The 25,639-nt window shown below is 68.3% G+C and carries 19 protein-coding genes, 1 tRNA gene, 2 rRNA genes and 1 pseudogene (1 of these 23 running past the window's edge); 9 read left to right on the top strand and 14 right to left on the bottom strand.

Features of this window, described 5'->3' with window-relative positions:
- Positions 1-127: 127 nt before the first annotated feature.
- The gene (locus CK951_RS20440) at positions 128-1,510 is read right to left on the bottom strand and encodes a M10 family metallopeptidase C-terminal domain-containing protein (RefSeq protein ID WP_096788054.1); all 1,383 of its coding nucleotides are present in this window, start codon (positions 1,508-1,510) and stop codon (positions 128-130) included.
- A 337-nt stretch (positions 1,511-1,847) separates the two neighbouring features.
- Here CK951_RS20440 and CK951_RS20435 point away from each other — a divergent pair, with 337 nt between their 5' ends.
- On the top strand, positions 1,848-4,394 hold the full coding sequence (locus CK951_RS20435; protein WP_096788053.1) for a Calx-beta domain-containing protein: 2,547 nt from the start codon (positions 1,848-1,850) through the stop codon (positions 4,392-4,394).
- Between the two features lie 134 nt (positions 4,395-4,528).
- Here the strand turns inward: CK951_RS20435 and CK951_RS20430 are convergent, their stop codons facing one another.
- On the bottom strand, positions 4,529-6,430 hold the full coding sequence (locus CK951_RS20430; protein WP_096788052.1) for a DUF927 domain-containing protein: 1,902 nt from the start codon (positions 6,428-6,430) through the stop codon (positions 4,529-4,531).
- Positions 6,431-7,039: 609 nt separating this feature from the next.
- Positions 7,040-8,422 carry a hypothetical protein gene (locus CK951_RS20425; protein WP_232520801.1) on the bottom strand — a complete coding sequence of 461 codons (1,383 nt, stop codon included), beginning with the start codon at positions 8,420-8,422 and terminating at the stop codon, positions 7,040-7,042.
- Positions 8,423-8,521: 99 nt separating this feature from the next.
- On the opposite strand from CK951_RS20425, the gene CK951_RS20420 reads away from it, so the two are divergent.
- Positions 8,522-9,574 carry a GlxA family transcriptional regulator gene (locus tag CK951_RS20420; protein WP_096788051.1) on the top strand — a complete coding sequence of 351 codons (1,053 nt, stop codon included), beginning with the start codon at positions 8,522-8,524 and terminating at the stop codon, positions 9,572-9,574.
- A gap of 226 nt (positions 9,575-9,800) precedes the next feature.
- On the opposite strand, the gene CK951_RS20415 is transcribed toward CK951_RS20420, so the two are convergent.
- From CK951_RS20415 to CK951_RS20405, 3 genes are read right to left on the bottom strand one after another with little or no spacing between them, the layout of a single operon-like run.
- Positions 9,801-10,028, bottom strand: coding sequence for a thioredoxin family protein (locus CK951_RS20415; RefSeq protein WP_096788050.1), 228 nt, complete (start codon positions 10,026-10,028; stop codon positions 9,801-9,803).
- Between the two features lie 14 nt (positions 10,029-10,042).
- Positions 10,043-11,041: a permease gene (locus CK951_RS20410; RefSeq protein ID WP_096788049.1), complete on the bottom strand. Its 999-nt coding sequence runs from the start codon at positions 11,039-11,041 to the stop codon at positions 10,043-10,045.
- Complete coding sequence (locus CK951_RS20405) at positions 11,038-11,328, bottom strand: metalloregulator ArsR/SmtB family transcription factor (RefSeq protein ID WP_096788048.1); 291 nt, start codon at positions 11,326-11,328, stop codon at positions 11,038-11,040. The genes CK951_RS20410 and CK951_RS20405 overlap by 4 nt, the downstream gene beginning before the upstream one ends.
- 228 nt (positions 11,329-11,556) lie before the next feature.
- On the opposite strand from CK951_RS20405, the gene CK951_RS20400 reads away from it, so the two are divergent.
- From CK951_RS20400 to CK951_RS20385, 4 genes are all read left to right on the top strand, one after another.
- Positions 11,557-11,886: a helix-turn-helix transcriptional regulator gene (locus tag CK951_RS20400; RefSeq protein WP_096788047.1), complete on the top strand. Its 330-nt coding sequence runs from the start codon at positions 11,557-11,559 to the stop codon at positions 11,884-11,886.
- Positions 11,879-12,322, top strand: a complete 444-nt coding sequence (gene arsN2, locus CK951_RS20395; protein ID WP_096788046.1) for an arsenic resistance N-acetyltransferase ArsN2 — start codon at positions 11,879-11,881, stop codon at positions 12,320-12,322. The genes CK951_RS20400 and arsN2 overlap by 8 nt, the downstream gene beginning before the upstream one ends.
- A complete protein-coding gene (gene arsB, locus CK951_RS20390; RefSeq protein WP_096788045.1) occupies positions 12,322-13,362 on the top strand; it encodes an ACR3 family arsenite efflux transporter in 1,041 nt (346 codons plus the stop codon). Before arsN2 ends, arsB begins: the two co-directional genes overlap by 1 nt.
- A 181-nt stretch (positions 13,363-13,543) precedes the next feature.
- Entirely contained in the window at positions 13,544-14,707 is a 1,164-nt protein-coding gene (locus tag CK951_RS20385) for an MFS transporter (RefSeq protein ID WP_096788044.1), read from the top strand.
- Between the two features lie 81 nt (positions 14,708-14,788).
- Here the strand turns inward: CK951_RS20385 and CK951_RS20380 are convergent, their stop codons facing one another.
- The 5 genes from CK951_RS20380 to CK951_RS20360 form a co-directional block, all read right to left on the bottom strand.
- The gene (locus CK951_RS20380; RefSeq protein WP_096788043.1) at positions 14,789-17,299 is read right to left on the bottom strand and encodes an arsenate reductase (azurin) large subunit; all 2,511 of its coding nucleotides are present in this window, start codon (positions 17,297-17,299) and stop codon (positions 14,789-14,791) included.
- A 12-nt stretch (positions 17,300-17,311) separates the two neighbouring features.
- Positions 17,312-17,830, bottom strand: coding sequence for an arsenate reductase (azurin) small subunit (locus CK951_RS20375; RefSeq protein ID WP_096788042.1), 519 nt, complete (start codon positions 17,828-17,830; stop codon positions 17,312-17,314).
- Between the two features lie 136 nt (positions 17,831-17,966).
- Positions 17,967-19,157, bottom strand: coding sequence for a sigma-54 dependent transcriptional regulator (locus CK951_RS20370; RefSeq protein WP_096788041.1), 1,191 nt, complete (start codon positions 19,155-19,157; stop codon positions 17,967-17,969).
- Positions 19,151-20,542, bottom strand: a complete 1,392-nt coding sequence (locus CK951_RS20365) for an ATP-binding protein (protein ID WP_096788040.1) — start codon at positions 20,540-20,542, stop codon at positions 19,151-19,153. Before CK951_RS20365 ends, CK951_RS20370 begins: the two co-directional genes overlap by 7 nt.
- Positions 20,542-21,399, bottom strand: coding sequence for a PhnD/SsuA/transferrin family substrate-binding protein (locus CK951_RS20360; RefSeq protein WP_096788039.1), 858 nt, complete (start codon positions 21,397-21,399; stop codon positions 20,542-20,544). Before CK951_RS20360 ends, CK951_RS20365 begins: the two co-directional genes overlap by 1 nt.
- A 77-nt stretch (positions 21,400-21,476) precedes the next feature.
- Between CK951_RS20360 and CK951_RS20355 the strand changes: the two are divergent.
- The 3 genes and pseudogenes from CK951_RS20355 to CK951_RS20350 form a co-directional block, all read left to right on the top strand.
- Positions 21,477-21,974: pseudogene (locus tag CK951_RS20355) on the top strand (integrase core domain-containing protein); the annotation flags it as partial.
- A 266-nt stretch (positions 21,975-22,240) separates the two neighbouring features.
- The gene (locus tag CK951_RS21265) at positions 22,241-22,645 is read left to right on the top strand and encodes a hypothetical protein (RefSeq protein ID WP_157764619.1); all 405 of its coding nucleotides are present in this window, start codon (positions 22,241-22,243) and stop codon (positions 22,643-22,645) included.
- Between the two features lie 70 nt (positions 22,646-22,715).
- The gene (locus CK951_RS20350) at positions 22,716-23,180 is read left to right on the top strand and encodes a transposase (protein ID WP_157764621.1); all 465 of its coding nucleotides are present in this window, start codon (positions 22,716-22,718) and stop codon (positions 23,178-23,180) included.
- A gap of 397 nt (positions 23,181-23,577) precedes the next feature.
- On the opposite strand, the gene CK951_RS20345 is transcribed toward CK951_RS20350, so the two are convergent.
- The 3 genes from CK951_RS20345 to CK951_RS20335 all read right to left on the bottom strand — a co-directional run.
- A tRNA-Met gene (locus CK951_RS20345) sits at positions 23,578-23,654 on the bottom strand.
- A 78-nt stretch (positions 23,655-23,732) separates the two neighbouring features.
- Positions 23,733-23,847, bottom strand: a 5S ribosomal RNA gene (gene rrf / locus CK951_RS20340).
- A gap of 99 nt (positions 23,848-23,946) precedes the next feature.
- A 23S ribosomal RNA gene (locus CK951_RS20335) occupies positions 23,947-25,639 on the bottom strand (it continues 1,175 nt past the right edge of the window).

Here is a 25,639-nt window from a genome sequence, read left to right as displayed (position 1 = left end):
TCATAATCCGAATTACCGGTTCCAGGCCGACCACCTCGGCCGCCGCGGACTCCGCGAGGTCGGTGAAGCCTGGCGCCTTCTCGAAGGGCGCCCTTCGCAGGCCGAGAAGCGCCAGGCCCGGGTCCGCTCAGAGAACGAAGTCGCCGCCCCCGAGGGTGCCCGCGCCACTGACGAGGATCCGGAAGTCGGCGCGCCCGTCGCCATCGACATCGCCCATCACCGCCCCGTCGGCAAAGCGCAACTCGCCTGCAACCCCGCTGAAGGCCCGTGCGCCGACAAGGGTGAAGTCCTGGTTCCCGGGCTGCGCCGCATTCGCATCCATGGCCGAGAGGTCGATGCGATCAGCCCCCCGCGCGAAGTCGACGATCACGTCGCTGCCCGCTCCGCGACCGGCATCCGCGATCGACGCGAAGACGAACACGTCCGCCCCGGCCTGCCCGGTCAGGCGGTCCCGACCCGCACCGCCGACCAGCGTGTCGTCGGCCTGGCCCCCGATCAGGGTATCGGCGCCATTGCCACCCACGAGATGATCCTTCCCGCCTTCCCCCCACAGCCGGTCGCCGCCCTCTCCGCCCAGGAGACGGTCGCCCCCTGCCCGTCCTTGAAGAACGTCCGCGCCGCTTCCGCCCACCAGACGGTTCGTGGCGGCATTGCCGAACAGCCTGTCCGCCCCGAACCCGCCGGTGGCGTTCTCGATCAGCGTGTCGAACGCGATCTGCATGTTGCCGATGGCGCCCATCACGTTCGACAGCGCGCCGGGCATCAGGTCGATCAGCTGCGCCGCCCACCAGCGGCTGAAGTTGGCGTGGTCCGTCCCGCCGTGGTCCACGACAAGGAAGGCCACCTGCCCGCCCAGCGAGGCCGCGTGATCCAGCGCCCCGCCCGCCGTCGAGCCCACGCCATAGACGGTCGCCCCGGCATGGATGGAGGGCGCGTCGTACATCTGCTTCAGGGCGAGGTAGTCCGCCAGCATCGGGGTCAGGTTGTAGGCCTTCGTCGCCGCGACACGGGTGTTCTCGTCCTGATCGAAATAGGACATCAGGCTCGTCTGCCAGCTGTCGTTGGCGATCGAGGATGCCGCGAAATCCGTGACCTCCGAATAGTCCTGCGGATGGCCCAGTCCCAGCGCGTGCAGGGTCTCGTGCATGTAGGTCCGGAACACATAGCTGCCGTAGCCGTCGCCGGGCCCGACGCGATCCGAGGCGATGCGGATCTCGGCCGAGGTGATCGTCGTGCCGCTGGCCGATGTCCCGGTGGAGGCACCCGTTCCGCCGTTCGAATAGGTGATCTGCGCTTCCCCGGTGGTTTCCGCGAAGCGCAGCCCGGTCATCGTCGCGATTTCCGCCAGGGCGGCACGCGCCAGCCCGCGCTCCTGCACGGTCAGGTCGCTCAGGTTGACCGTGATGGCGCCGTCGCGGCCCGCGGCCATGGTGCGGGTGACCCCATCCGAATAGGACGTCGTCATGAGCCGGTGCGCGAACTGCTGCGGGGTCATGGTGTGCATCGGCATCGGCCTTCCTCCATCGGTTCTGTCTGCCCCCTGTATTGACGGAAACGGGTTACGGACAGGTTCTGCGCCGGAAAGCGTCGGAGGTTCAAGCTGTCGGGCACGAAACTCTGGCAACTTGCGAAAGAACGACCGGGTGAAGCGCTGCCGCCGGCCATGACCGGGATCAACCCTGCATTGCGCATCCAGCCCCGCCCACACCTCTGGGCGTGCGGCATCCCCTTAACGTGCAAGGGAAAGGGGGGAATGCCTCTCCTTCCTTCTTTGAAACACGACGTCTGTCATGCAGACTTTCCGGCGAATCCTTTTCATCCGCGCATTCTCAGAAGGATCGCATTTCATGACCAGCATACTCACCGTCACCAGCAGCCCCTCACCCGAATACGACTATCTCGTCTTCACGGTCTCGCTGTCCGAGCCCGCGAGCGACGCGGTGAGCGTGGACTACCAGTTCCGCTCGGGCTCGGCGCAACTGCGGGACGACTTCTACTCGACCGATTTCGCCGGGACGCTGACCTTCGCCCCCGGCGAGACGGTGCGGACGATCCAGATCCGCTCCTACGGCGACTCGCTCGACGAGCTGGACGAAAGCGTCTTCCTGGAACTGAGCGACCCGCGCGGTGCCTCCTTCGGCGGCAACATCCACACGCTTTCGGCCACCGGCTGGGTGCTCGACGAGGACGGGGTCGGGGTGAACCGGGCGCTGGCGGTCTCCAGCCCCGTGGTGACCGAGGCGGCCGGGGGACAGGCGCTCTTCACGCTGAGCCTCTCGGAGGCCTTCACCACCGACCGCACCTTCAGCTTCACCACCTACGACGGCTCGGCGCGGGCGGGCTCGGACTATGTGGCGCGCACCGGCACCGTCACCTTCCTCGCCGGCCAGACCGAGGCCACGGTGGCGGTGACCCTGATCAACGACGGGGCGATCGAGGCGGGGGAGAGCTTCGGCCTCGCCGTCACCGGGGCGCATGGCGTGCCCGCGGCGACCGGCACCGCCGGGATCCTGAACGAGGACGGGGCCGGGCCGGTGATCTCGGTCGAGGGCGGCCGCGAGTCCGAATACAGCTACCTGACCTATACCGTCCGGCTGTCCGAGCCCGCGAGCGACGCGGTGAGCGTGGACTACCAGTTCCGCTCGGGCTCGGCGCAACTGCGGGACGACTTCTACTCGACCGATTTCGCCGGGACGCTGACCTTCGCCCCCGGCGAGACGGTGCGGACGATCCAGATCCGCTCCTACGGCGACTCGCTCGACGAGCTGGACGAAAGCGTCTTCCTGGAACTGAGCGACCCGCGCGGTGCCTCCTTCGGCGGCAACATCCACACGCTTTCGGCCACCGGCTGGGTGCTCGACGAGGACGGGGTCGGGGTGAACCGGGCGCTGGCGGTCTCCAGCCCCGTGGTGACCGAGGCGGCCGGGGGACAGGCGCTCTTCACGCTGAGCCTCTCGGAGGCCTTCACCACCGACCGCACCTTCAGCTTCACCACCTACGACGGCTCGGCGCGGGCGGGCTCGGACTATGTGGCGCGCACCGGCACCGTCACCTTCCTCGCCGGCCAGACCGAGGCCACGGTGGCGGTGACCCTGATCAACGACGGGGCGATCGAGGCGGGGGAGAGCTTCGGCCTCGCCGTCACCGGGGCGCATGGCGTGCCCGCGGCGACCGGCACCGCCGGGATCCTGAACGAGGACGGGGCCGGGCCGGTGATCTCGGTCGAGGGCGGCCGCGAGTCCGAATACAGCTACCTGACCTATACCGTCCGGCTGTCCGAGCCCGCGAGCGACGCGGTGAGCGTGGACTACCAGTTCCGCTCGGGCTCGGCGCAACTGCGGGACGACTTCTACTCGACCGATTTCGCCGGGACGCTGACCTTCGCCCCCGGCGAGACGGTGCGGACGATCCAGATCCGCTCCTACGGCGACTCGCTCGACGAGCTGGACGAAAGCGTCTTCCTGGAACTGAGCGACCCGCGCGGCGCCTCCTTCGGCGGCGGCAACCGGACCCTCTCCGCCACCGGCTGGGTGCTCGACGGGGACGGGGTCGGGCTCAACCGCTCGGTTGCCGTCGGCAATGCCACGGTGCAGGAGGGCCCGGGAGGCCGCGTCGCGGTCTTCGTGGTCGACCTCTCAGCCCCCTCGACCGAACGGATCGCCATCGACTTCCAGACCCTCGCGGGCACGGCCCGGGCAGGCAGCGACTTCACCGCCCGCTCGGGCGAGGTGGTCTTCCGCCCCGGCCAGACCCAGGCCGAGATCCGCATCCCCATCGCCGACGACCTCGTGCTCGAGAACACCGAGAGCTTCAGCCTGCGCCTCGTCCCGCCCTTCCCGAGCCAGATCTCCTCGGCGACGCCGGTGCCGGTGGGGGTGGCCACCATCATCGATGGCAGCCTGCGCGGCACGGGGGGCAATGACCGGCTGGCGGGCACGGCCTATGCCGAGCGGATCGAGGGCCTCGCGGGCAACGACCGGCTCGACGGCCGCGGCGGCAACGACATCCTGGGCGGCGGCGGCGGCAACGACCGGATGATCGGGGGCGACGGCGCCGATGTGCTGAGCGGGAACGCGGGACGGGACACGTTCGTCTTCGACACCCGGCCGGGCGGAGGCAACGTCGACCGGATCACCGATTTCAACGTGGCCGCCGACATGATGCTTCTGGAGAACGAGATCTTCCGGGGTCTCTCCGAGGGCGCGTTGCGCAATGCGGCCTTTGCCTCGAACCGCTCGGGCCAGGCCACGGATGCGACCGACCGGTTCATCTACGAGCGCGACACGGGCGCGCTCTGGTATGATGCGGACGGGACCGGAGGCGTCGGTCGGGTGCAGATCGCGACGCTCTCGCCGGGGCTCTCGCTGACGGCCGCGGATTTCCTCGTGATCTGACCGGCGCCTGAACGGATGAGCGCCACCTTCCACGGGCCGGGGCATGCCTGGCGTGTCCGCCGGGCAGACACTTCGGCGCCAGCCGGGCAACGCGGTTCGACAGGCGATCCTCGTCGAACCGCGTCGCCCGGCCTTCACGGAGCGTCGAGCCGGGTGCGGACGATGCGGCAGACCCTGTCGCGCTGGAAGCCCATGCTGGCCGGAGGCTTGAACTGCAGCGAATTGCGCTCGCCACCGGGTTCGAGCAGCCTGGCGTCCTGCAGCAGTTTCGCGATGTCGCATCGCCCGCGGGCAACTTCACTGGTGAAGACGTCGCGGTCGACATGAATGAACTCGGCGTCCATCCATCCCGCCGGACGATCGGCGATGGTGAGAGGATTGCCGGGGGCGAGATCGATGAAGGCCCCGGTGTCGCGCAGTCGCCGAAGCGCTTCGACTGCGTGGCGGAGATCGTCGACCTGAGACGACCGCGCGTTGTGCCAGATCCGGAGGAGCGGGATCGCGGCCCTGGCGATGGAACCGCGAGACCATGGCAGGAGGCCGCGCCTTGCGGCAAAGGTTCCCGCCATGATGATCAGGGTCGCCGCCTCGAGGACATGGGCCACGCCCTCGGGAACGGCCGCGGATCCATGGTCCGGCACCACCGCCTCGCAAATGCGCTCCCGCATCCGGGGCCAGATCCTGGACAGCAGGGCCTCGTTCTCGATCACGATGCGCACGACGGCCGGCAAAAGGTGGCCATGGTGGCTGCGTGCCGCTTCGGCCATGGCCGCGGTGAAAGCCCGCAGGTCTGTGTGGCCCTGCAGGTCTGCGAGGGTGCCGTGCGTCCACGACCGGGCCGGCACCTCAAGCAGCCGGGAGGTCAGACCGCCAAGACAGGCAGGCCGCCCCGGACGCAGATGCCCTGCGATCGGCGAGGACGATGTCGAGACGAGGACGCACCGTCCGGTTCCGACGTCGCCAGGAACCGTCCCGCCGCTCTTCTTGCGGAACGCCGGGATCAGCCGTTCGAGCTCGCGCTCCGGCACCTCCGGAAAGTCATGGAGCACCAGCAGGCCGTCGTGCGCCTGAGTCACCAGCCGTTCCAGGCCCAGGTCGGGCGCGGTCCAGGCGGCACGCTCCTCCTGATGGCCGCTGGTGCTCCGCACGGCCGCCATCAGCAGCTCCGTCTCGGGGCCGCTGCCACCGTGGAAGTTCAGGCCCAGCCCATCGAGCCCGGCCAGGCGCAGCAGCGGCCCAGCAAGAGCCGCCGAGATCGCCAGCATCAGCGCGGGATTGCCGCTGGCCATCCGCCCGACGCCTGCCTGCCAGCCCTCGAGCGAGCCCGAGGCCCGCAGTGCCCGCGACGGGGCGGTGAGCGAGAGATCCTGGCGGCCGGGACCGATCGCCCGGCCGTCGGGCAGCATGTAGGCCAGCGCCTCGCTCTCGCCGCAGATCCAGCCTGGGCGCGGTGTGGCCCGGATACGGTCAAGGGTGGGCCAGGCCCGGATGAGATCGACCAGCGCCTGCGGCCTTGCGCGGAGATCGAGCCCGCGCTCGGCAAGGCGCGCCGCCACCGCCGAAGGGGACTTGACGAGATCCCGCGCCAGGACGACCTCCCGCTGTACCAGGCAGTCGCGGTCGAGGAAGGTCAACTCGACCGACCAGTTGCCGGTGACCGCATCGCGGATCTGCACGGCAGCGCGCAGCGGGCCGCAGACCGGGACGAACCGGTCCTTCCTCATGAGGCCGATCAGCCCGCGGTCGCGGCACCAGACGTGGTCGTGCGGGAGTTCACCGAACATCCGCGCCATGAGCCACGCGGCGCGTGCCTCGGCCTCGTCGTTCGGTCCACAGGCGTCCGGCTGACCCGGGTCACGGTCACCCTGATGGGCGCCCGCGTCCTCCGACGCCGAGGCGTCATCCGCCGTGCTGACGGCGGGCATCCCGTTTTCGTCGAAAGGCGCACTGGCGGCGGTCGCCGTCTCGGGATCCTGCGGTTCGGGATGCGCGGACGGGGAGCCGGGCGCGGACGCGGGAACGTCCTCGTGGGTCATGTTCGTCGTTTCCTCTGATTGGGGGATTGTCGGCGGTGTATCGCCAATGCCCCGATCATAGGCTCCGGCTTGCGCTCCGGCACCTGCCCTGCCCTCGTTATCAACAGGAACGCGCAGCCATCCGGTCGCCGGGCCTCAGGAACCTGTGGAGAACTCCGGCTGCCGAAGGGCGCCGGTTCGCCGGCTGTATCGATGATACTGACCTCTCCTGCGGACTGGCTTCACGCACATGTTCCGCAGGATGACCGGGATGCGTATGGCGGCACGGCAGTGGGCTCGGCGGCGGCCCGGATCGGAGGTGGAGGCATGTCCTCTCCTCGAAGAACCTGCAGGTCTCTCTCTTGCCACTGCCCGCCGCCGCCCGGCAGATCCGGATAGATGGCGAGGAACCGGCCGCCTGGGTTGCACCCGGCAGGAACGATGCGCTGCTCCGCGGAACCGGTCGGATGGGTTCGCGCGGCGGCAAATGCCGGCGCATGCCCTCCCATCGCCAGCGTTGCATTTCGAGAGCGGACCGGCGCGCCGGTGCGGCGGCTGTCCTCAGCCTCGCGGACAAACCCGGCCCGTCCCTGGAACCGCGCCCACCCAAGGCAGCCGCGGAAGGCGATGTCAGCCCCAGTTCCGGTCGTGCTCGGCATGGGTGCGCAGGTAGGCGCCGGGGGCGAAGTGGGTGTCGTAGAACCCGGTATCCAGCCGGTGCGCCTGAAGATACATCTTCAGCAGCACCGGCGGCACCGTGGCCGGGAAGCGCCCGAAGGTCCTGAACACGTAGTCGGCCATGATCGTCGCGATCTCCACCGCTTCGTCGTCGAGCTTCGCCGCCGAGGAGCGAACGGCCGCAGTCTCGCGGTAGGGTCCGCCCTGCGCGGGATCGAACGGCCCGCCCCGGCCGAACTTCCGCGCCACCGCCGCGCGCACGGCCGCGCCCATGTCGGCATGATGCGGCGGCACGTGCGCCTCGAACACTCCCGGCAGGCCGGTGATGTAGGGCAAGGGATCGCCCTGCAGCATCTCGAACCGGAAGCCGAGCCCCGGCACCGCGGGATCGCCGCTCGCCCCCAGCACCACGAAGGGGTTGATGCCGGTATACATCCAGCCGCCCAGCCCCAGCGCCTGCAGCATCAGCGCCCCGGCATAGCAGGCGGTGCCCATCTCGACCGCGACATCGCTCAGCGCCTCACGCTCGAGAAAGCTCATCGGATAGGCCGCTTCCATGTTCAGCCGGTGGCCGAACCGTTCCAGTCCCGGGATCGGCCGCTTGTTCACGTCGTCGTAGATGCCGGTGCCGTTCTGCACGAGGTAGAGCAGCAGCAGGATCACATGCTGCGCGAGATCCGCCACCGGCCAGATCAGCGTGGAGCCGGCAACGTTGGCGCACCAGGTGTTGTGCCCCTCCATGCAGGGCATCGCCGCCGGGATGTTCATCCGGCCATCGGCGAGCTTCACGATCCGCGCCCGGTGCGCCGCGATCCACGACCTGAGGTCGCCCGTCTCCGCCACCGGCGTCATGTCGCGCGTCGGCAGGAAGTAGACGCCCGTGTCATCGGTGAAGAAGAACTCCGTGGTGTTGAACCCGGCCGAGGAGGGGAACGTCCGCCCGCCCGCCGAGGTCGTGTAGTTCGGCAGGCCCTTGTAGCCCGGATGGTGCGGGAAGAGGTTGGCCCAGCCGGTATTGCCCGCGACGGTGGCGAGCAGGAGCATCTGTTCGGCCGGATCGAGCGCCTCGGGCGCCTCGCGCGAGGTGTAGGCAAGCGGGCCTTCGGGAATGGTCGCCCCCTTGGCGAAGCGGCGCGAGCGGCGGCCGTGGATCGCCTCGATCAGCGGGAAGGTCGCGGCCTGAACCAGACCGCGCGCATGGGGAGTGGTGGCGTCGAGCATGATCTTTCCCTTCGTCCTGAGTGTCTCGCCCCGGGCCTGACCGAGGCCGGCGAGCAGCGCCCCCGCGCCGGCCATCGTCGCGCCGAGAAGCCTTCGTCTGTCGATGCCGTGCATGGGGTGCCTCCGTTTCCGATGGCTTCTGATGCCATGTCCGGGAGGTCGGGCGTCAGGCACGGACTCGACGGAAACGGCCCGGATGTGACATCATGGCGGATGCCTGCGCCCGTCACCCCGCATCGCGTCTCGGTCTGCCTCGTGGCGGTGCCCGAGATGGCGACGGGCGTGCTGAACGGGCTCTACGAGGTGCTCGGCTTCGTCGGCTCCGGCTGGGAGATGCTGACCGGCTGGCCGCCCGGCCCGCGCCGCTTCGCCCCCCGCATCGTGGCCGGAAGCCGCGAGCCGTTCCGCAATGCGGCGGGCCTGCCGATCGCCCCCGACCTGTCCTTCGCCGAGGCGCGCCGTGCCGATGTCGTGATCGTCGGCGACCTGGCCATCGGCCGGGACGAGGACACCCGCGGCCGCTGGCCCGCCGCAGCGGACTGGCTGCGCCGCCAGTATGATCAGGGCGCGCTGGTCTGCTCGGTCTGCACCGGATCGCTGATGCTGGCCGAGGCCGGGCTGCTCGATGGCCACGACGCGACCTGCCACTGGGCCGCCGCCGGCCAGATGCGCCGCCACTACCCCCTTGTGCAGCTTCGCCCCGAACGGGTGCTGGTGACGGCCGGGGCCGGACATCGGCTGGTGACGGCGGGCGGCATGGCATCCTGGACCGATCTCGCGCTTTACCTCGTGGCGCGCTACTGCGGCGAGGAGGAGGCGCGCCGGGCCTCGAAGCTGTTCCTGTTCGGCGACCGAAGCGACGGGCAGGCGCCCTTCGCCGCCCGGGTCCGGCCGCGGCAGCACGACGACGCCTCGGTTGCCGCAGCGCAGGTCTGGATTGCGGACCACTACGCCCAGGCGAACCCGGTGGCCGGGATGACCGAGGTTTCCGGCCTTGCGCCCCGCACCTTCAAACGCCGTTTCGAGACGGTGACCGGCTATGCTCCGCTCGAGTATGTGCTGTCGCTGCGCATCGAGGAGGCAAAGCAGATGCTGGAGACCACCGACATTGCCATCGACGCCATCGCGGGCGAGGTCGGCTATGCCGAACCCGCCGCCTTCCGCCGCATCTTCAAGCGCACGACCGGCATAACCCCCCTCGTCTACCGCCAGCGCTTCCGCCATGTCGCAACGCTCGGGGAGGTGAACGGGGGCCTTGCCCGATGATCAAGGCGCTGTCGTCCAGAGCGTTGCCGGAAACCCCTTCGATGGCCAGGACCTGCTGCAAACGGCCCTTCGGCCGTGCCTTCCGGCCAGGCATCGAGCGGCGGCCCCGCGATCAGGATCCGGTTCGACCGCAGGGGGTCGGCGACGAAGCGGGCCTCGTCAATATCCTGCACCTGCAACTCGGGCAGGATCCCGAGCGGCTCCGGCCTGTCGTGGCGCTCGCCCCTCAGAGCAGCTTTCCGATGTCCTCCGCCGTCAGGACCTTTCCGGCCGAGACGAGCTTTCCGTCCACGACAAGCCCGGGGGTGGACATCACCCCGTAGGCCGCGATCTCGGCGACGTCCGTCACCTTGACGATCTCGGCCGGCTTGCCTGCCGCCGCCGCCGCGGCACGGGCATTCTCGGCCAGGGTGACGCATTTCCTGCAGCCCGAACCGAGGATCTTGATGATCATGATCGCTTCCTTCTTCAGATGAACCAGTCGGAAATCGCGTTGAAGACAAGGCCGATCGACAGGATGCCGATCGTCACGACGGCGGTGAAGGTCACCAGAAGCGGCAGCTTCACCACCCGCCTCAGCATGATCAGCGACGGCAGCGAGAGGGCGGTGACGGCCATCATGAAGGCCAGCACCGTTCCCAGTCCCACGCCCTTGCCCACGAGGGCCTCGGCGATCGGCAGCGTCCCGAAGATGTCGGCATACATCGGGATCCCCACCAGCACCGCCACCGGGACCGACCACCACTTGTCCTGCCCGATCAGCGCCGAGATCACGTCGGCGGGGATCCAGTTGTGGATCGCGGCACCGATGCCCACGCCGATCAGCACATAGGGCCAGACGCGGCGGACGATCTCGGCCACCTGATCGCGCGCATAGGCGAACCGCTCGGCCCGCGTCAGGGTGGCGGCCTCGCCCGAGACCGGGACCGTCCGCACGAAGGCCGCCACCTGGTCCTCCATCCCCAGCCGTCCGATCACCGTGCCGCCGACGACCGCCACCACAAGCCCGACGCCGACATAGGCCAGCGCGATGGGCCAGTTGAAGATCGAGGCGAGCAGGATCACCGAGGCGAGGTCGACCAGCGGCGACGAGATCAGGAAGGAGAAGGTGACCGCCAGCGGCAGCCCGGCCGCCGTGAAGCCGATGAAGAGCGGGATGGACGAGCACGAACAGAAGGGGGTCAGCGTGCCCAGCAGCGCGGCCAGGCTGTTCGCGCCGATGCCGGACCGGCCGCCCAGCATGGCGCGGGTGCGCTCGGGCGGGAAGTGGCTCTGGACCCAGGAGATGACGAAGATCAGCACCGACAGCAGCGCGAATATCTTGATCACGTCATAGACGAAGAACTGGACCGAGCCGCCCAGCCGCGAGGCGGGATCGAGGCCCACGGCCTCCACCCCTTTACCCACGAGATCGTTCAGCCAGACCATCCGCAGGACCTGGTCGTTCATCCAGCCGAAGACGCTCATGCCCGGGCCTCCCCTGTCGCGGGTTCGCCCGCCAGCGCGGCATCGAGCAGCCGGGACAGGTCGGGCGGAAGGTCGGGATTGATCCGGTAGCGCACCCATTGCGCGTCGCGGCGATCCACCACGAGGCCCGCCTGCTTCAGCACCTGCATGTGCCGCGACATCCGGCTCTGGGTGGCGCCGAGCCTGCGCATCAGCTCGCAGACGCAGTGCTCGGAGCCATCGGCCAGAAGGCGCATCGCCGCGAGGCGGGTGGGTTCGGCAAGGGCCGAAAGGACGGTCACGATCATCAGGCTGCTCCCCAATATGCGCATTTGCGCATGTGTGGAGCGGGACGCCCTGATCTGGGTCAAGGCGGCCGGAGAGATCGCGTCATGTCAGCCCGCGCCACGGGTTCGGCCGACATCCATGGGCGGGTGACATGGGATCGCTTTCCGCGCATCGGGCCGTCTGGCGGCCGGCTTGACCCCCGGGTGTCGCCGGAGCTAACGTCACAACGGATCTTGAGATGTTGAGACATGGACGACAAGGCCGCCCTTACGGCTTTTGCGGGCCTCTCGCAGGAGACGCGGCTGCGGATCGTGCGGCTTCTGGTGCGCGCTGGTCCCGCGGGACTGGCGGCCGGCGCCATCGGCGAGGCGATCGGGGCGAGTTCCTCGCGCCTCTCGTTCCATCTCGCGCATCTCGAACAGGCGCACCTTGTCACCTCGCGCCGCGAGGGGCGCTTCGTGATCTATGCCGCCGCCTATCCCGTGCTGTCGGACCTCGTGGCCTTCCTGATGCGCGACTGCTGCGACGGGCGGTCCGAAATCTGCGCGCCGTCTCTTGCCGGAGAAGATCATGACTGACGCCCGCCCGCTCGATATCCAGGCCATCGAAGGAGGCGACCCGGACCTGGCCCGCGCCCTTGCCGCCGCCGGCCTGCCGGTGGACGACCTGACCGAGCCGGGCCGGTGCTTCTTCGCCTATCGCGCCCAGGGCCAGCCCGCGGGCTTCGGCGGGTTCGAGCGGCACGGCGCCCATGTCCTCCTGCGCTCGATCGTGGTGCCCGAGGCGCGGCGCGGAGACGGTCTGGGCCGGGCGATCCTCGCCCACCTGATGACCGAGGCCGCGGGCGCCACGTCGGTCTGGCTGCTCACCACCGCCGCCGCGCCGTTCTTCGCCCGCCACGGCTTCCGCAGCGTGCCGCGCAGCGAGGCACCGGCCGAGATCCTCGCCACCCGACAGGCCGCGGCGATCTGCCCGGCCTCGGCCACCCTGATGACCCGCGACCCGGAGAGCTGATGCACCGCCTTTCCTTCCTCGACCGCTGGCTCACGCTCTGGATCTTCGCCGCCATGGCGCTGGGGCTGATGCTGGGCCGGATCTTCCCCAGCCTTCCGGGCGCGCTCGACGCGGCCTCGGTAGGGACCACCAACCTGCCGATCGCGGCGGGGCTGATCCTGATGATGTATCCCCCGCTCGCCCGCGTCCGCTACGAGGAGTTGCCGCGCGTCTTCCGCGACGGGCGGGTGCTGGCGCTGTCGCTGGTGCAGAACTGGCTGATCGGCCCGGTGCTGATGTTCGCGCTGGCGGTCATCTTCCTCAGCGACCAGCCGGATTACATGACCGGAGTAATCCTGATCGGGCTTGCCCGTTGCATCGCGATGGTTCTGGTCTGGAACCAGCTGGCCGGTGGCGACAACCAGTATGTGGCAGGCCTCGTGGCCTTCAACTCGATCTTCCAGATCCTGTTCTTCCCGCTCTATGCCTGGATCTTCCTCGGGCTGCTGCCGCCGCTCTTCGGGCTCGAGGGCAGCGTGATCGACGTGAGCTTCGCCACCATCGCGCAGGCGGTGCTGATCTACCTTGGCATTCCCTTTGCGGCCGGTTTCCTGACGCGGCGGGTGCTGATCGCGCGGAAGGGCGCGGCCTGGTACGAGGGGCACTTCCTGCCGCGGATCGGGCCGCTGACCCTCGCAGCGCTTCTCTTCACCATCGTCGCCATGTTCAGCCTGAAGGGCGGCGACATCCTCGGCCTGCCGATGGACGCCGCGCGGATCGCGCTGCCGCTTTCGCTCTACTTCGCGATCATGTTCGGGGTGAGCTTCGTCCTCGGCCGGCTGATCGCCCGTGACTATCCCCGCACGACCGCCATCGCCTTCACCGCCGCCGGGAACAACTTCGAACTCGCCATAGCGGTTGCCATCGCGGCCTTCGGCCTCGCTTCGCCCGTGGCCTTCGCGGCCGTCATCGGCCCCTTGGTCGAGGTGCCGGTGCTGGTCCTGCTGGTGCAGGTGGCGCTGCGGCTCAGGTCCCGCTGGTTCGAGGCGCGGCGGGCATGAGCGAGATGCCGGCCCTCGAGGCGCGAACCCTGCGCCGTCCCGATCCGGAGGCTCTGGCCGGCTTGCGCCCGAGCTGTCCACCGCTCATCCTGCCGCCTTGCGGATCCCTGCGCGGGCGAAGCATGAGCCGCTTCCCGGCGCTCGAGGCCGAAGGTTCGCCACGTCTCCCTGCGGCCGTCCGGTGAGCCCGCAGGCGCGGGTCGCGGCGGCGCTTGGCGTGGTGCAGATCCTCGCCTGGGGCAGCAGCTATTACCTGATGGCGGTGCTGGCCGCGCCGATCGCCGCGGACACGGGCTGGCCGCTGCCCTGGGTGGTGGGCTCGCTCTCGGTCGGGCTGCTGGTGGCGGGGCTGGTCTCGCCGGTCGTCGGCCGCACCATCGCGCGCCGTGGCGGGCGGCCGGTGCTGGTGGCGGGCTGCCTCGGGATCGCGGCGGGCCTGATGACGCTGGCGCTGGCGCCGAACCTGCCGGTCTTCGTCACGGGCTGGATGCTGATGGGCGCCGGCATGGCTGCGGGGCTTTACGATCCCGCCTTCGCCACGCTCGGCCAGATCTACGGGCGCGAGGCGCGGCGGGCGATCACGCTGCTCACGCTCTGGGGCGGGTTCGCGAGTACCGTCTGCTGGCCGCTCTCGGCGCTGATGCTGGAGAGCTTCGGCTGGCGCGGGACGGCGGCGGCCTATGCGGGGCTGCATCTGGCGATCTCGGTGCCCCTTCTGCTGCGGGCGATCCCGCACGCGCCGCGGCCCCAGGCGCGCGATCCTGTTCCGCCGCCGGAGCTTGCGGGCGAGGAGCGCAGGGCCTTCCGCATCATGGCGGCGATCCAGACGCTTGCAGGCCTCGCGGTGACCATCGTGTCGGTGCATCTGATCGTGCTTCTGGGCGCGCGGGGGCTGCCGCTGGCGGCGGCGGTCGCGCTCGGGGCGCTGATCGGCCCGGCTCAGGTCGGCGGGCGGCTGGTCGAGATGGCCGGCGGAACCCGCCATCACCCGGTCTGGACGCTGCTCGCCGCCGCGAGTGCCACCGCGGCCGGGCTGGTCCTGCTGGCGGCGTCGGACTGGCCGGCGCTGGCGCTGGTCCTTTATGGCGCCGGCAACGGCGTCTATTCGATCGCCCGCGGCGCGCTGCCGATGGCCCTTTTCGGACCGGAGCGCTATCCGGGTGTCATGGGGCGGCTCGCGCGGCCGTCGCTGGTGGCACAGGCCGCCGCCCCGCTGGTGGGCGCGGGGTTGATCGGTCTCATGGGTGCCGACGGCACGCTCGGGGTGCTGGCGGGGATCGCCGCCACGAACCTCGTGCTGGCGGCGGTGCTCCTCCGTCAGACAAGGCGCCTGCGGGATCCGTGAGCCGGATCCCGTGGCCGCCTCAGATCCGCCCACCCCTTCGCGCCAGGAAGCGGCCCGCCTGAACGGCGGGCCGTTGGCAGGTCAGCCCAGTTCCACCTCCTGCGACTTGAAGGTCAGGTGGCGGACCGAGGCCGGCGGGTCCGAGATCTTGCGGATGTTCGCCCAGGTCTGCTTGTAGTTCGGCAGCACCAGCTCGTTGGTCCCTGCGTTGATCACGTTACCCTGCGTGCCCGAAGGCGCGCCGAACACCATGAAGGTCTCGCCGGGCCGCGCAGTGGGCGTGGGGCAGGCCATCGCCTGCGTGGCGCCCACGTCGTTCCAGATCTCGACCAGATCGCCCGGCTTCAGGCCAAGCTCGGCCATGTCGTCGGGGTGGATCTCGAGGAACGGGAAGGGGAAGCGGTCGAAGACGAAATCGTTCTCCTTGTCGAGGAACCAGTTCTGCCAGTGGATGTTCGACCGGCCGTTGTTGATGAGGTATCGGTAGGCCGCCTTCTGCTGCTCCTTTCCCGGCGCCTGAAGCCCGCGCCACGCGCCGGCGCAGAACCGCGCCCGGCCGTCGTCGGTGCCGAACTTGCCGTCGGAATAGAGCCGCTTGGTACCGACCAGCTTGCCGTCCTCGTAGCCCGTCACCGGCTCCTGCACGCCGTTGTTGCCCATCGCGCGCAGCCGGTCGTAGGTCACGATCTGCCCGGTGTTGGCGTGGTAGCCGTCCATGAAGGCGTCCTCCTCGGTCGCCCAGTCATAGCCCTTGAACTGCGCGGCATAGTCCGCGCGGCCGTCCTCGGTCAGCACCTTTTCCAGCGCCTGTGCGATGCCGGCCGCGATCAGGCAGTCGGGCCGCGCGCTGCCCGGACCGTCCATGTATTTCTCCACCAGCCGCATCCGCCGCTCGCCGTTCATCGAGGTCAGGTTCATCTCGCCCGACTCGACGGCCGGAAGGATCACATGGGCCTGCTGGCCGATCTGGGTGTGGATGATGTCGACATTGACCGAGAAGAGGCCGCCCGCCTCGATCGCGCCGACGATGGCGTCCACCATCTCCTCGCGCGTGGCGCCGGCGCGGGCGTCCATCGCCTCCTTCACCATGTTGGTGCGGCGGTTGTAGACGCGCTTGAACTCGACCGCGTTCAGCGTGGTCTTGTAGTGGTCGTTGGCCCAGATGTGGTGGACCTTGCCGCGGCCGCGGATCAGCAGGTCGTCGATATAGGCCGCGGGCCGCCCGACATGGGCATCCGAGGGGCGCATGTAGCCCTCCTGATGGCCGCCGAGGCGCGCGACGCCGCCGCCGGGCCGGCCCACGTTGCCGGTGGCGAGCGCGATGTTCACCGCAGCACCAATGGTGCGGTAGTTGTCGTTGCCCCAGATGATGCCCTTCTCGTAGCAGGTGACGGTGCGCCGCCGCGCGCCGCCCTCCTTGGGCCGGGCGATCCATTCGGCGGCTTTGGCGATGTCGGCCTCGGGCACGCCGCAGATGGCGGCGCCTTGGGCGAGGCTCATCCGGCAGGCCTCGCGGGCGGCCTCGAAGCTGCCGAGGGCCGCGGGATGGGCCGGATCTTCGGGCTGGGCCACCCCTTCGCGGAAGGTCGAGGCGTCGATGAAGGCCTGATCGATCCAGCCCTGATCGGCGATATGGGTGAAGATCGTGTTCAGAAGCGCGAGGTCGGTCCCGGACTGGATCTGAAGGTGCAGGACGTTCGCCGCCCCCGCGGCTTCCTCGCAGGCGTTCACCGTCACCGTGCGGCGCGGATCGACGATCACGATGCGGGCGGGGGTGTGCGGCTCGCCGGGCAGTTCGACCTGCTTCTTCGCCAGCGTCTCGCCGCGCATCCCCGGCACCATGTGGTTCAGGAACAGGTTGGTCTGCGTCTCCAGCGAGTTCGCCCCGATCATGAAGATCGTGTCGGCAAGGCCGTAATCCTCGTAGCAGTAGTTCAGTTCCCCCACGCCCATGTCGCGGGTCGAATGGACCTCGGAGTTGTAGGCGGGCCGGTTGTGGATGCGGCAGTGCTTCACCTTCATCGACTGGAAGTAGAGCTTGCCGGTGCCCCAGGTGTTCTCGTAGCCCCCCGCCGAGCCGCCGTGGTCGAACATCGAGACGAACAGGTCGTCCTCGTTGTCCTTGTCGATCACGCGGGCGGTGACGCGGGCCACCAGATCCAGCGCGTCCTCCCAGCTTGTCGGCTGCCAGGTGCCATAGCGCCAGACCATCGGCTCGGTCAGCCGCTGCTGCTGCGTGCCGGTGATATCGGATCGGCGGTTCTCGGCGATGCGCGCGCCGCGAACCGATCCCAGCCCGCCGTTCACCGAACACTCCGGGTCGGGCTTGATCACCAGATGCACGTCGCGCCCGTCCTGCTTCACGATGTTGTACATCGAGGGCGCGTACCAGTTCGGAGTCTGCGTCTCCTGCTGTTGGGCGAGATCCACGCCGAACTTGTTCTGGCTCGGATCGGTGCCGCCCTGCCGGTTGATCGGCCAGGTGTAGGCCTTGTAGCCGCAGCCGACGATGCAATAGTGGCAGGTGACGTTGTGCTCCTTCGCATCCGCCGGGATGATCGGCAGGCGGTCGATGTGACGCTTGTAGGCCATGATCCCCTCCCCTCAGAGCACGTTCGACAGGCGGCCGTAGATCAGTTCGTCCACGCCCTCGGCGTGGATGTCGCCCTTGTCGTCGACGCGCAGCGTGAACTGCGGCAGGTTCTGCGTGGCATTGCCCCAGATCTGCTGGCCGCCCGCCTCGCAGTCGAAGCGCGAGTAATGGCCGGGGCAGTTCAGCGTCCGGTCGGCGGCGTTGTAATGCAGCTGCCAGCCCTTGTGCGGGCAGAGCACGGAATAGGCCACCACATCGCCGTCCGGCCCCGCGCCGCCCTCGACCGGCTGGCCGAGTTTCAGCAGGATGCCGGGGCTGTCGGGATCGGGATAGGCGATGTCCAGCGGCTCGCCCACCTTCAGGTCCGCGATATTGGCGAGGCGGTTCGACGGATAGTCCACCCGCGCCATCGCGCCCGCCTTCGCGGGGGCCACGGGCAGCACCGCCCCCGCCGCAAGCCCCGCCGCCCCCACCACACCGCCACGCAGGAACTGGCGGCGGCCGACATCGACCAGCCGGTTGCATCTCATCGGATGTCTCCTCCCAAAGACCTGAGGGCAGGATAACAGGGCCGCGCCCGTCGCCGCGACGCGCCCGAGGGCGTTTCCGCAATGCGGCAAGTGGCGGGCAAGGATGCGGATTTTCCGGCGTTCGGATTTCCGAACGTCAGAGACCCAGCTTCTGCATCTTCTCCCACAACGTCGTGCGCGAGACGTCGAGCAGCTTCGCCGTCTCGGCCACACGCCCCTCGCAGCGCTCCAGCGCGGCGAGGATCTGCGCCCGCTCGGCCGCGTCGCGCGCCTGGGCCAGGGTGCGGAAGCTCTCGTCCTGCCGCTCGGGGAAGAGGTCCGCCGGAAAGAGCCACGCGCCCGCGGCAGTCTCCAGCGCCCGGACCAGCCGCGCGCGCAGCTCGCGCCCGTTGCCCGGCCAGTCGTGGGCCCCGACCGCCGCCTCGGCCAGCGCCGAGATCCCGGAGAGCGGCCGTGGCCGCCGCGGGTTCATCCGCCCGAACAGGAGGCGCAGAAGCCAGACCGCGTCCTCGGGCCGCTCGGCCAGCGGCGGCACGCGGATCTCGCTGCGCGAGAGCCGCTCGCCCAGGGCAGCGAGCGTCGGCCCCGCCCCCGGCAGCATGGCCGAGATCACCCGGCCGGTAGTCCGGTCGAGCGCGCGGAGCAGATTGTCCTGCAGGGCCTCGGGCAGCCGCTCGGGGGCATTGAGGAACAGCACCCCTTCGCCGATCTGGTGCAGGGCATCGCTCAGTGCGGCGGCCGGATCGGACTCGCGCGCCAGGTTGACCTCGACGAAGGGCGCGGCGCTGCGGTCCGACAGCCGGTGGATGCGCCGCGCGACGAGGCCCTTGCCGGTGCCCGGCGCGCCGCGGATCGTCACCGGATGATCCTGCGCTGCGGCCGCGCGCACCAGCGCCTCGACCCGGCGCGCCGCCTCCGACACGCCCAGCAGCGGCGGCAGATCGATGGCCACCTCGCGCCGGATCAGCAGCGCCAGCCGTTCCAGCAGCACCGGCAGCTCGAAGGGCTTGGTCACATAGTCCGCCGCGCCTGCCTGCATCAGCCGCACCGCCTGTGCGATGTCGCCCTGCCCGGTGATGAACAGGAAGGGCGGCGGCGTCACCGTGCGGCAGAGCGTGGTGAAGACCTCCTCGCCCGAGCCATCGGGCAGCCGGATGTCGCAGATCACCGCATGGAAGGGCTTGCGCGGCGTGCGCAGCGCCCCAAGCGCACGCCCCGCCTGCTTCAGCCAGAGCACCTCGGCCCCCTCCAGCGTCAGCCGCTGCAGAAGCGAGCCGCCCATGATCTCGTCATCCTCGATGAGGGCGATCCGATGGCCGCTCAGCATGGCAGCCTCGGCGGCAGAACGACCGCCAGGGCGGTCAGCCCATCACTGCGCGCGTGATCGATCCGCCCGCCCAGGTCGCGGACCAGATCCCGGACGAGGCGCAGGCCCACGCCGCCTTCGGGCGGCAGCGGATCGTCGGTCATCAGCCGGCAGAGCGCAGCCTCGGACAGGCCCGGCCCGTCGTCCGACACCTCCAGCCGCAGGTCGGCATCGCAGGCCACGCGCAGGGCAACACTGCCCCCCGAACCGGCCGCAGCCGACGCGTTCAGCAGCAGGTTCAGCGCGATCTGGCGGACCGGTGCCGCGGGCCAGGGATCAAACAGCCCCGGCGCGACCGCCCAGTCGAGGCGCTGCCCAAGCCGCGCCACCTCGGGTGCGAAGAGGATGCGGAGGTCGTCGAAGTCCTGCGCCTGAAGCGGCATCCCCTGCCGGTCGATCCGGTTCATCTCGAGCGTCGCCCGCGCCACGTCGCGCAGATGGCGCAGGCCGCGGTCGAGCAGATCGGCCGACTGGCGCACCACCTTGGGACGGTCGGCGTAGCTGCGGATCGTGTCGGTCGCGTTGAGAAGCCCGCCCAGCGGGTTGTTGATCTCATGCGCGAGCGAGGAGGAGAGCCGGCCGAGGCTCACGAAGCGCTCGCGCTCGGCCAGCCGGCGTTCGGTCTCGGCCCGCGCCCTCACCGCATCGCTCATGGCGTTGAAGGTGCGGAACAGCCCGGCCAGCTCGGGATCGCCGCGGGGGATCTCGGCCTCGGCGATGGGCTGCGGCGCGCCCTCGGCCGCGCCCATGTGCCGCGCGAGCGTGCCCACCGGGCGCAGCATCCGGCGCATGGCCAGCAGTCCAAGCGCCGCGATCAGGCCGGTCGCCAGCGCATTGCCGGCGAGCAGAAAAAGCCGCGCGTGGCGCCGCTCGGCGACGAGATCCGAAACGTCCAGTTCGATCAGGATCTGACCGATCGGCCGCCCCTGATAGACGAGCGGCGCCAGCACCCGCACATGCCGGGCGGCAGGGTCAAGCACCAGCGCCTCCGAGGGAAGGGCATCGGCGCTCAGCGTCGCAAGCGCGCTGCCCACCGGCGCGCGGCGCGGGTCGCTCGCCGCGATCACACGGCCCTGCGCATCGGCCACGGCGGTCAGCACGATCCGGCCGCCCGCCTCGCCCGCACGATCCAGCGTGTCGAAGACCTCCCACACATCCTCGCGCAGGACCGAGGGACCCAGCGCCACGGAAAGCCCCGTCACCTGCAGCTCGACCAGTTCGCGCAGGCGCGACCGCTGCTCCGCGTCCAGCCGGCCGAGCACCTGTTGCGAGGCGACGAGTCCGGTTGCCACCATCATCGCGGCAGCCGCGAGCGGCACCCGGACCGAGAGGGGCAGGTGCCGCATCACCGGGCCGCGCCGAGTTCGCGCATGCGCTGCGCGATCGGGTCGAACAGGGCCACCGCGCCCGGCACCACCCCGTCGAGCTGCAGCAGTCCCAGCGCCGCGCGCCCGGCCTCGGTTTCGCGAAGGGTCAGCAGGGCCTCGCGGAACCGGCGGACCTCGGGGGTCTTGCTGCCATCACGGCGGCAGGCGAAGGGCGGAAATCCCATCGGTTCGGAGCGCGCGATCACCCGGGTGCTTTGCACAAGACCGGGTTCGGCGGCTGCCAGCGCCTCCCAGACATAGCCGTCGACGCTGCCCGACCGCGCCAGCCCCGCCCCCACCGCCCGGACGACGTTGCGGTGCCCGTAGGTGAAGAAGGTCCGGCCGAAGTACCGCTCGGGCGTCTCGCCCATCCGCGCGAGGTCCGAGGCGGTGACGAGCCACCCCGAGTTGCTGTCCGGGTCGGAAAAGGCATGGATGCCGCCGCGGAGATCCGCCAGCCCGCCCGCCGCATCGCCCGTCTGCACGATCAGGCAGGAGCGGTAGAGGGGCTGCCCCCGCCAGACCGGAACTCCCACAAGCTCCAACACATCCTCATGCTGCAGGAACGGATAGCCGCAGATCCAGGCCGCCGAGACAGAGCCTTCGAGCAGCAGGCCCACGACCTCCTGATAGGTGCGGCGCTGGACGAGGGATACGCTGTCGCCAATCGCCTCCGACAGCGCGAACCGGAGCCGGTGCAGAAGGACCGCCTCATTGTCGAGGAACACCGGCGTGAGCCCGAGGCGGAAGTCGGGCGACGCCCGGAGCAGCGAGGGCGCGGCCAGGCCCACGCTCGCCATCCCAATCAGCCGCCGCCGCGTCGGGTGCTTCGCCATGGGCACCTCCCGTCCGCAGCCTAGTCGAGATCGAAACCTCACGGCAACGGAGCAGGCCCTGGAAAGGAGCGCTTGGGATCATGCAGGTCCATAACCTGCTGCTGGCCCGGAAATATTCCGAACGTCCCGAGCATGTTCATGACGGCAAGGTGATCGTCATGCGCTCGAACCTGCGCTGGTGCAGCGATGGGTTCGAGTTCAGCTGTTGGAATGGCGACATCATGCTCGAAGCCGTGGAACGCCGCTTCGGCGCATACCGTGCGCCCGCGGTCATCGAGATGCTGTCCGACAATGGGCCGCCCTACATCGCGAAGGACACGCAGATCTTCGCCCGCCAGTTGGGCCTGAAGCCCTGCTTCACGCCGGTCCAGAGCCCGCAGAGCAACGGCATCTAGGAGGCCTTCGTGAAGACATTCAAGCGCGACTACGTCCAGGTGACGCCGTTGCCAGATGCCCAGACCGTTCTCGGATTGATCGGAGGCTGGATCGAGGACTACAACAACAACCACCCGCACTCTGGGATGAAAATGCGCTCGCCCCGCGAGTTCATCGCAGCTCAAACCGCAACCGCCTGAGTGTCCGATGAAACGGGGGCAAGACCACTTCGGGGGAAAACTTGTTCGTGGTCTTGCCCATGATGCTCCACCTTACTCAGGAGTTGGAGCCTCCTGTCTTTGCAGAATCCGCTATGATGAAGGATGGTGCGGGCGGCATCCCGCGAGCCTCCGGGGCCATCGACGAAGCCCGTTTGCCGGCAAGGGAGCCGCCCGTTTCTTCGCATTCATCCTGAACAGTTGATTGGGGCTGTTGGCGCAGACCCCGCAGAACAGGAACAGGAGACATGATGGACCAGAACTACATCGGCGTCGATGTCGCCAAGGCGTGGCTCGACATCTACCATCCGGCTCGTGGTGCCAAGCGCATAGAAAACACACTGCCCAGTGTCCGCAGCTTCGCCCGGGCCGCGGCGCGCGAGGGTGTCTGGGTGATCTTCGAGGCCAGCGGCGGCTATGACCGGGTGCTGCGCGACGGCCTTGAGGCTGCCCAGGCCAGCTTCAGCCTGCGTCAACCCCCGTCAGGCCCGCGATTTTGCGTGAGCCATGGGGGTGATCGGCAAGACCGACCGTGTCGATGCCCGGATGCTCGCGACCTTTGGTCAAAGGTTGCAGCCACCGCAGACCCCGCCCGGCTCACCGACGCGGCAGGCACTTCTGGCGCAGATTACCCGGCGCCGTCAATTGGTTGAGATGCGAAAGCAGGAGGTGACCAGACTTCAGCAGACGACAGACTGCGAGGCCCGGTCCGACATCAGGAGCTTGATCCTGCTCCTCGAGCGGCGGATCGAAAAGGTCGAGACAAGGATCGCGGAGATCATTCAGTCTTCGCCCGAACTGGCCGAAACCGATCGCCCGCTGCAGTCGGTGCCCGGTGTCGGCACGATCGTCGCGGCCACTCTTCTGGCCGAGTTGCCTGAGATCGGCACAACAGATCGCCGAAGGATCGCAGCTCTCGCCGGCCTTGCGCCGATTGCCCGGGATAGCGGCCAACGCAACGGGAAACGTGTCATCGGTGGCGGAAGGGCCACCGTCAGGACCGCCCTCTATCTCGCTGCACTGCACGCGTCACGTCATTCGGCGACGTTCAAAGCGTTCCGAAAGAAGCTGCAGGATGCAGGAAAACCGGTGAAAACCGCTTTGACTGCGACGGCCAGGAAGCTGCTCAGCGAGCTCAACAGCATGATCTTGGGCGGAACCTGCTTTCGGGAGACTCAGCCAACCTGAATACAGTTGCCGGCAAACCCGGCGCGGTTCATGTTCAACCCGAGCATGAAGGCGAAGATGGATGGGCTGGAGGCGGAGCGGGCCGATCTGGAAGCACGCCTCGCGGACATCCCGGAGCCGGAACCGGTGATGATCCATCCGGGGCTTTCGGAGATCTACGCCCGCAAGGTCGCGGACCTGATGGTGGCATTGAACGACGCGGAGACGAAGCCGGAGGCGGCTGGGATCCTGCGCGGGCTGATCGGGAAGATCGTGCTGACGCCGGATACGACGGCCGCGAACGGGCATGCGATCGAGCTGATCGGCGAGATCGGCGCCATTTTGTCGTTACGCGACAAGGGGATGGGCGGCAACACAAAAGCCCGCAGCGGTGCTACGGGCTTGAGGCAAGTGACGCTGGTTGCGGGGGCAGGATTTGAACCTGCGGCCTTCAGGTTATGAGCCTGACGAGCTACCGGGCTGCTCCACCCCGCGGCCGTTTTGCGTCTTGAGCGATTGTTTGCTTCTGACGCGGATGATTTTGATCGTTCTGGAGATTTCGTTTCTTTTCAGGTCTGGCGGCGACCTACTCTCCCACGTCTTGAGACGCAGTACCATTGGCGCGACGGCACTTAACGGCCGAGTTCGGGATGGGATCGGGTGTTTTGCTCGTGCTATGGCCACCAGACCGGAGAAGAAACGACAACATCAGGCTTATGCTTGTTCCAGGTCGTGCTGCTTTCTGATCTGGGGTAGAGCGAGGTTATGAGCCTTGCTGTTACCGGGTCAGATCAAGCCAATCGGGCAATTAGTACCAGTCAGCTGAATGCGTTGCCGCACTTACACCTCTGGCCTATCGACGTGGTGGTCTTCCACGGCCCTCAAGGGAGACCTTGTTTTGAAGGGGGCTTCCCGCTTAGATGCCTTCAGCGGTTATCCTGTCCGAACATAGCTACCCAGCACTGCCGTTGGCACGACAACTGGTCCACCAGTGGTTCGTTCACCCCGGTCCTCTCGTACTAGGGGCAACTCTTCTCAAGTCTCCTACACCCACGGCAGATAGGGACCGAACTGTCTCACGACGTTCTAAACCCAGCTCACGTACCTCTTTAAATGGCGAACAGCCATACCCTTGGGACCTGCTCCAGCCCCAGGATGAGATGAGCCGACATCGAGGTGCCAAACGATGCCGTCGATATGGACTCTTGGGCATCATCAGCCTGTTATCCCCAGAGTACCTTTTATCCGTTGAGCGATGGCCCTTCCACTCGGGACCACCGGATCACTATGGCCGACTTTCGTCTCTGCTCGACTTGTCAGTCTTGCAGTCAGGCGGGCTTCTGCCATTGCACTCGACGACCGATTTCCGACCGGTCTGAGCCCACCATCGCGCGCCTCCGTTACTGTTTGGGAGGCGACCGCCCCAGTCAAACTACCCACCACGCAGGGTCCCGGATCCGGATGACGGACCGCGGTTAGACATCAAGAATGCGAAGGGTGGTATCTCAAGGTTGGCTCCACGGGAACTGGCGTCCCCGCTTCGATGCCTACCACCTATCCTGCACATCACATTCCTGATGCCAGTGCGAAGCTATAGTAAAGGTTCATGGGGTCTTTCCGTCTAACCGCGGGAAGTGTGCATCTTGACACACAGTTCAATTTCGCTGAGTCCACATCAGAGACAGCGGGGAGATCGTTACGCCATTCGTGCAGGTCGGAACTTACCCGACAAGGAATTTCGCTACCTTAGGACCGTTATAGTTACGGCCGCCGTTTACTGGGGCTTCAATTCAAGGCTTGCACCTCTCCTTTTAACCTTCCAGCACCGGGCAGGCGTCAGACCCTATACGTCGCCTTACGGCTTCGCAGAGCCCTGTGTTTTAAGTAAACAGTCGCCACCCCCTGGTTTGTGCCCCCCGCCCATGCTTGCGCACAGACGGGGCCTCCTTCTCGCGAACTTACGGAGGCATTTTGCCGAGTTCCTTTGATGTGGTTCTCTCAAGCGCCTTGGTATACTCTACCAGTCCACCTGTGTCGGTTTAGGGTACGGTCTGATGGAGGGCTATTTCCAGGGACCGCTCAGCAGCCCGGCCAATCCGATAAGGCCGAACTACACCTGCGATCCGTCACATCCTCCTGGCCCAGGAATATTAACCTGGTTCCCATCGACTACGCCTTTCGGCCTCGCCTTAGGGGCCGGCTCACCCTGCTCAGATTAGCTTTAAGCAGGAACCCTTGGACTTTCGGCGACAGGGTCTCTCACCCTGTTTGTCGCTACTCATGTCAACATTCTCGCTTCCGATCTCTCCACCGGATGCCTTACGGCCCGGCTTCACAGAAAGCTTCGCGTCTCTGTCTCCCCGGAGGGATAAGAGACATGAAGCTATATCACGGAACGCTCCGCTACCACGCACATTGCTGTGCATCCTGAGCTTCGGCTCGTGGCTTGAGCCCCGTTACATCTTCGCCGCAGGACAGCT

This window comes from Rhodobacter sp. CZR27, assembly GCF_002407205.1.
In the GTDB taxonomy this organism is placed as follows: domain Bacteria; phylum Pseudomonadota; class Alphaproteobacteria; order Rhodobacterales; family Rhodobacteraceae; genus Cereibacter_A.
The sequence above is the reverse complement of the archived record's forward strand: the minus strand, read 5'-3'. Positions and strand labels throughout refer to the sequence as shown.

Coding starts and splice junctions, on each gene's coding strand:
- CK951_RS21265 (WP_157764619.1), top strand. CDS start 22,241: ATGATGGACCAGAACTACATCGGCGTCGATGTCGCCAAGGCGTGGCTC.
- CK951_RS20370 (WP_096788041.1), bottom strand. CDS start 19,157: ATGCTGAGCGGCCATCGGATCGCCCTCATCGAGGATGACGAGATCATG.
- CK951_RS20360 (WP_096788039.1), bottom strand. CDS start 21,399: ATGGCGAAGCACCCGACGCGGCGGCGGCTGATTGGGATGGCGAGCGTG.
- CK951_RS20380 (WP_096788043.1), bottom strand. CDS start 17,299: ATGGCCTACAAGCGTCACATCGACCGCCTGCCGATCATCCCGGCGGAT.
- CK951_RS20415 (WP_096788050.1), bottom strand. CDS start 10,028: ATGATCATCAAGATCCTCGGTTCGGGCTGCAGGAAATGCGTCACCCTG.
- CK951_RS20365 (WP_096788040.1), bottom strand. CDS start 20,542: ATGCGGCACCTGCCCCTCTCGGTCCGGGTGCCGCTCGCGGCTGCCGCG.
- CK951_RS20375 (WP_096788042.1), bottom strand. CDS start 17,830: ATGAGATGCAACCGGCTGGTCGATGTCGGCCGCCGCCAGTTCCTGCGT.
- CK951_RS20440 (WP_096788054.1), bottom strand. CDS start 1,510: ATGCCGATGCACACCATGACCCCGCAGCAGTTCGCGCACCGGCTCATG.
- CK951_RS20410 (WP_096788049.1), bottom strand. CDS start 11,041: ATGAGCGTCTTCGGCTGGATGAACGACCAGGTCCTGCGGATGGTCTGG.
- CK951_RS20425 (WP_232520801.1), bottom strand. CDS start 8,422: ATGCACGGCATCGACAGACGAAGGCTTCTCGGCGCGACGATGGCCGGC.
- CK951_RS20405 (WP_096788048.1), bottom strand. CDS start 11,328: ATGATCGTGACCGTCCTTTCGGCCCTTGCCGAACCCACCCGCCTCGCG.
- CK951_RS20430 (WP_096788052.1), bottom strand. CDS start 6,430: ATGACCCACGAGGACGTTCCCGCGTCCGCGCCCGGCTCCCCGTCCGCG.
- arsN2 (WP_096788046.1), top strand. CDS start 11,879: ATGACTGACGCCCGCCCGCTCGATATCCAGGCCATCGAAGGAGGCGAC.
- CK951_RS20435 (WP_096788053.1), top strand. CDS start 1,848: ATGACCAGCATACTCACCGTCACCAGCAGCCCCTCACCCGAATACGAC.
- CK951_RS20400 (WP_096788047.1), top strand. CDS start 11,557: ATGGACGACAAGGCCGCCCTTACGGCTTTTGCGGGCCTCTCGCAGGAG.
- CK951_RS20420 (WP_096788051.1), top strand. CDS start 8,522: ATGCCTGCGCCCGTCACCCCGCATCGCGTCTCGGTCTGCCTCGTGGCG.
- arsB (WP_096788045.1), top strand. CDS start 12,322: ATGCACCGCCTTTCCTTCCTCGACCGCTGGCTCACGCTCTGGATCTTC.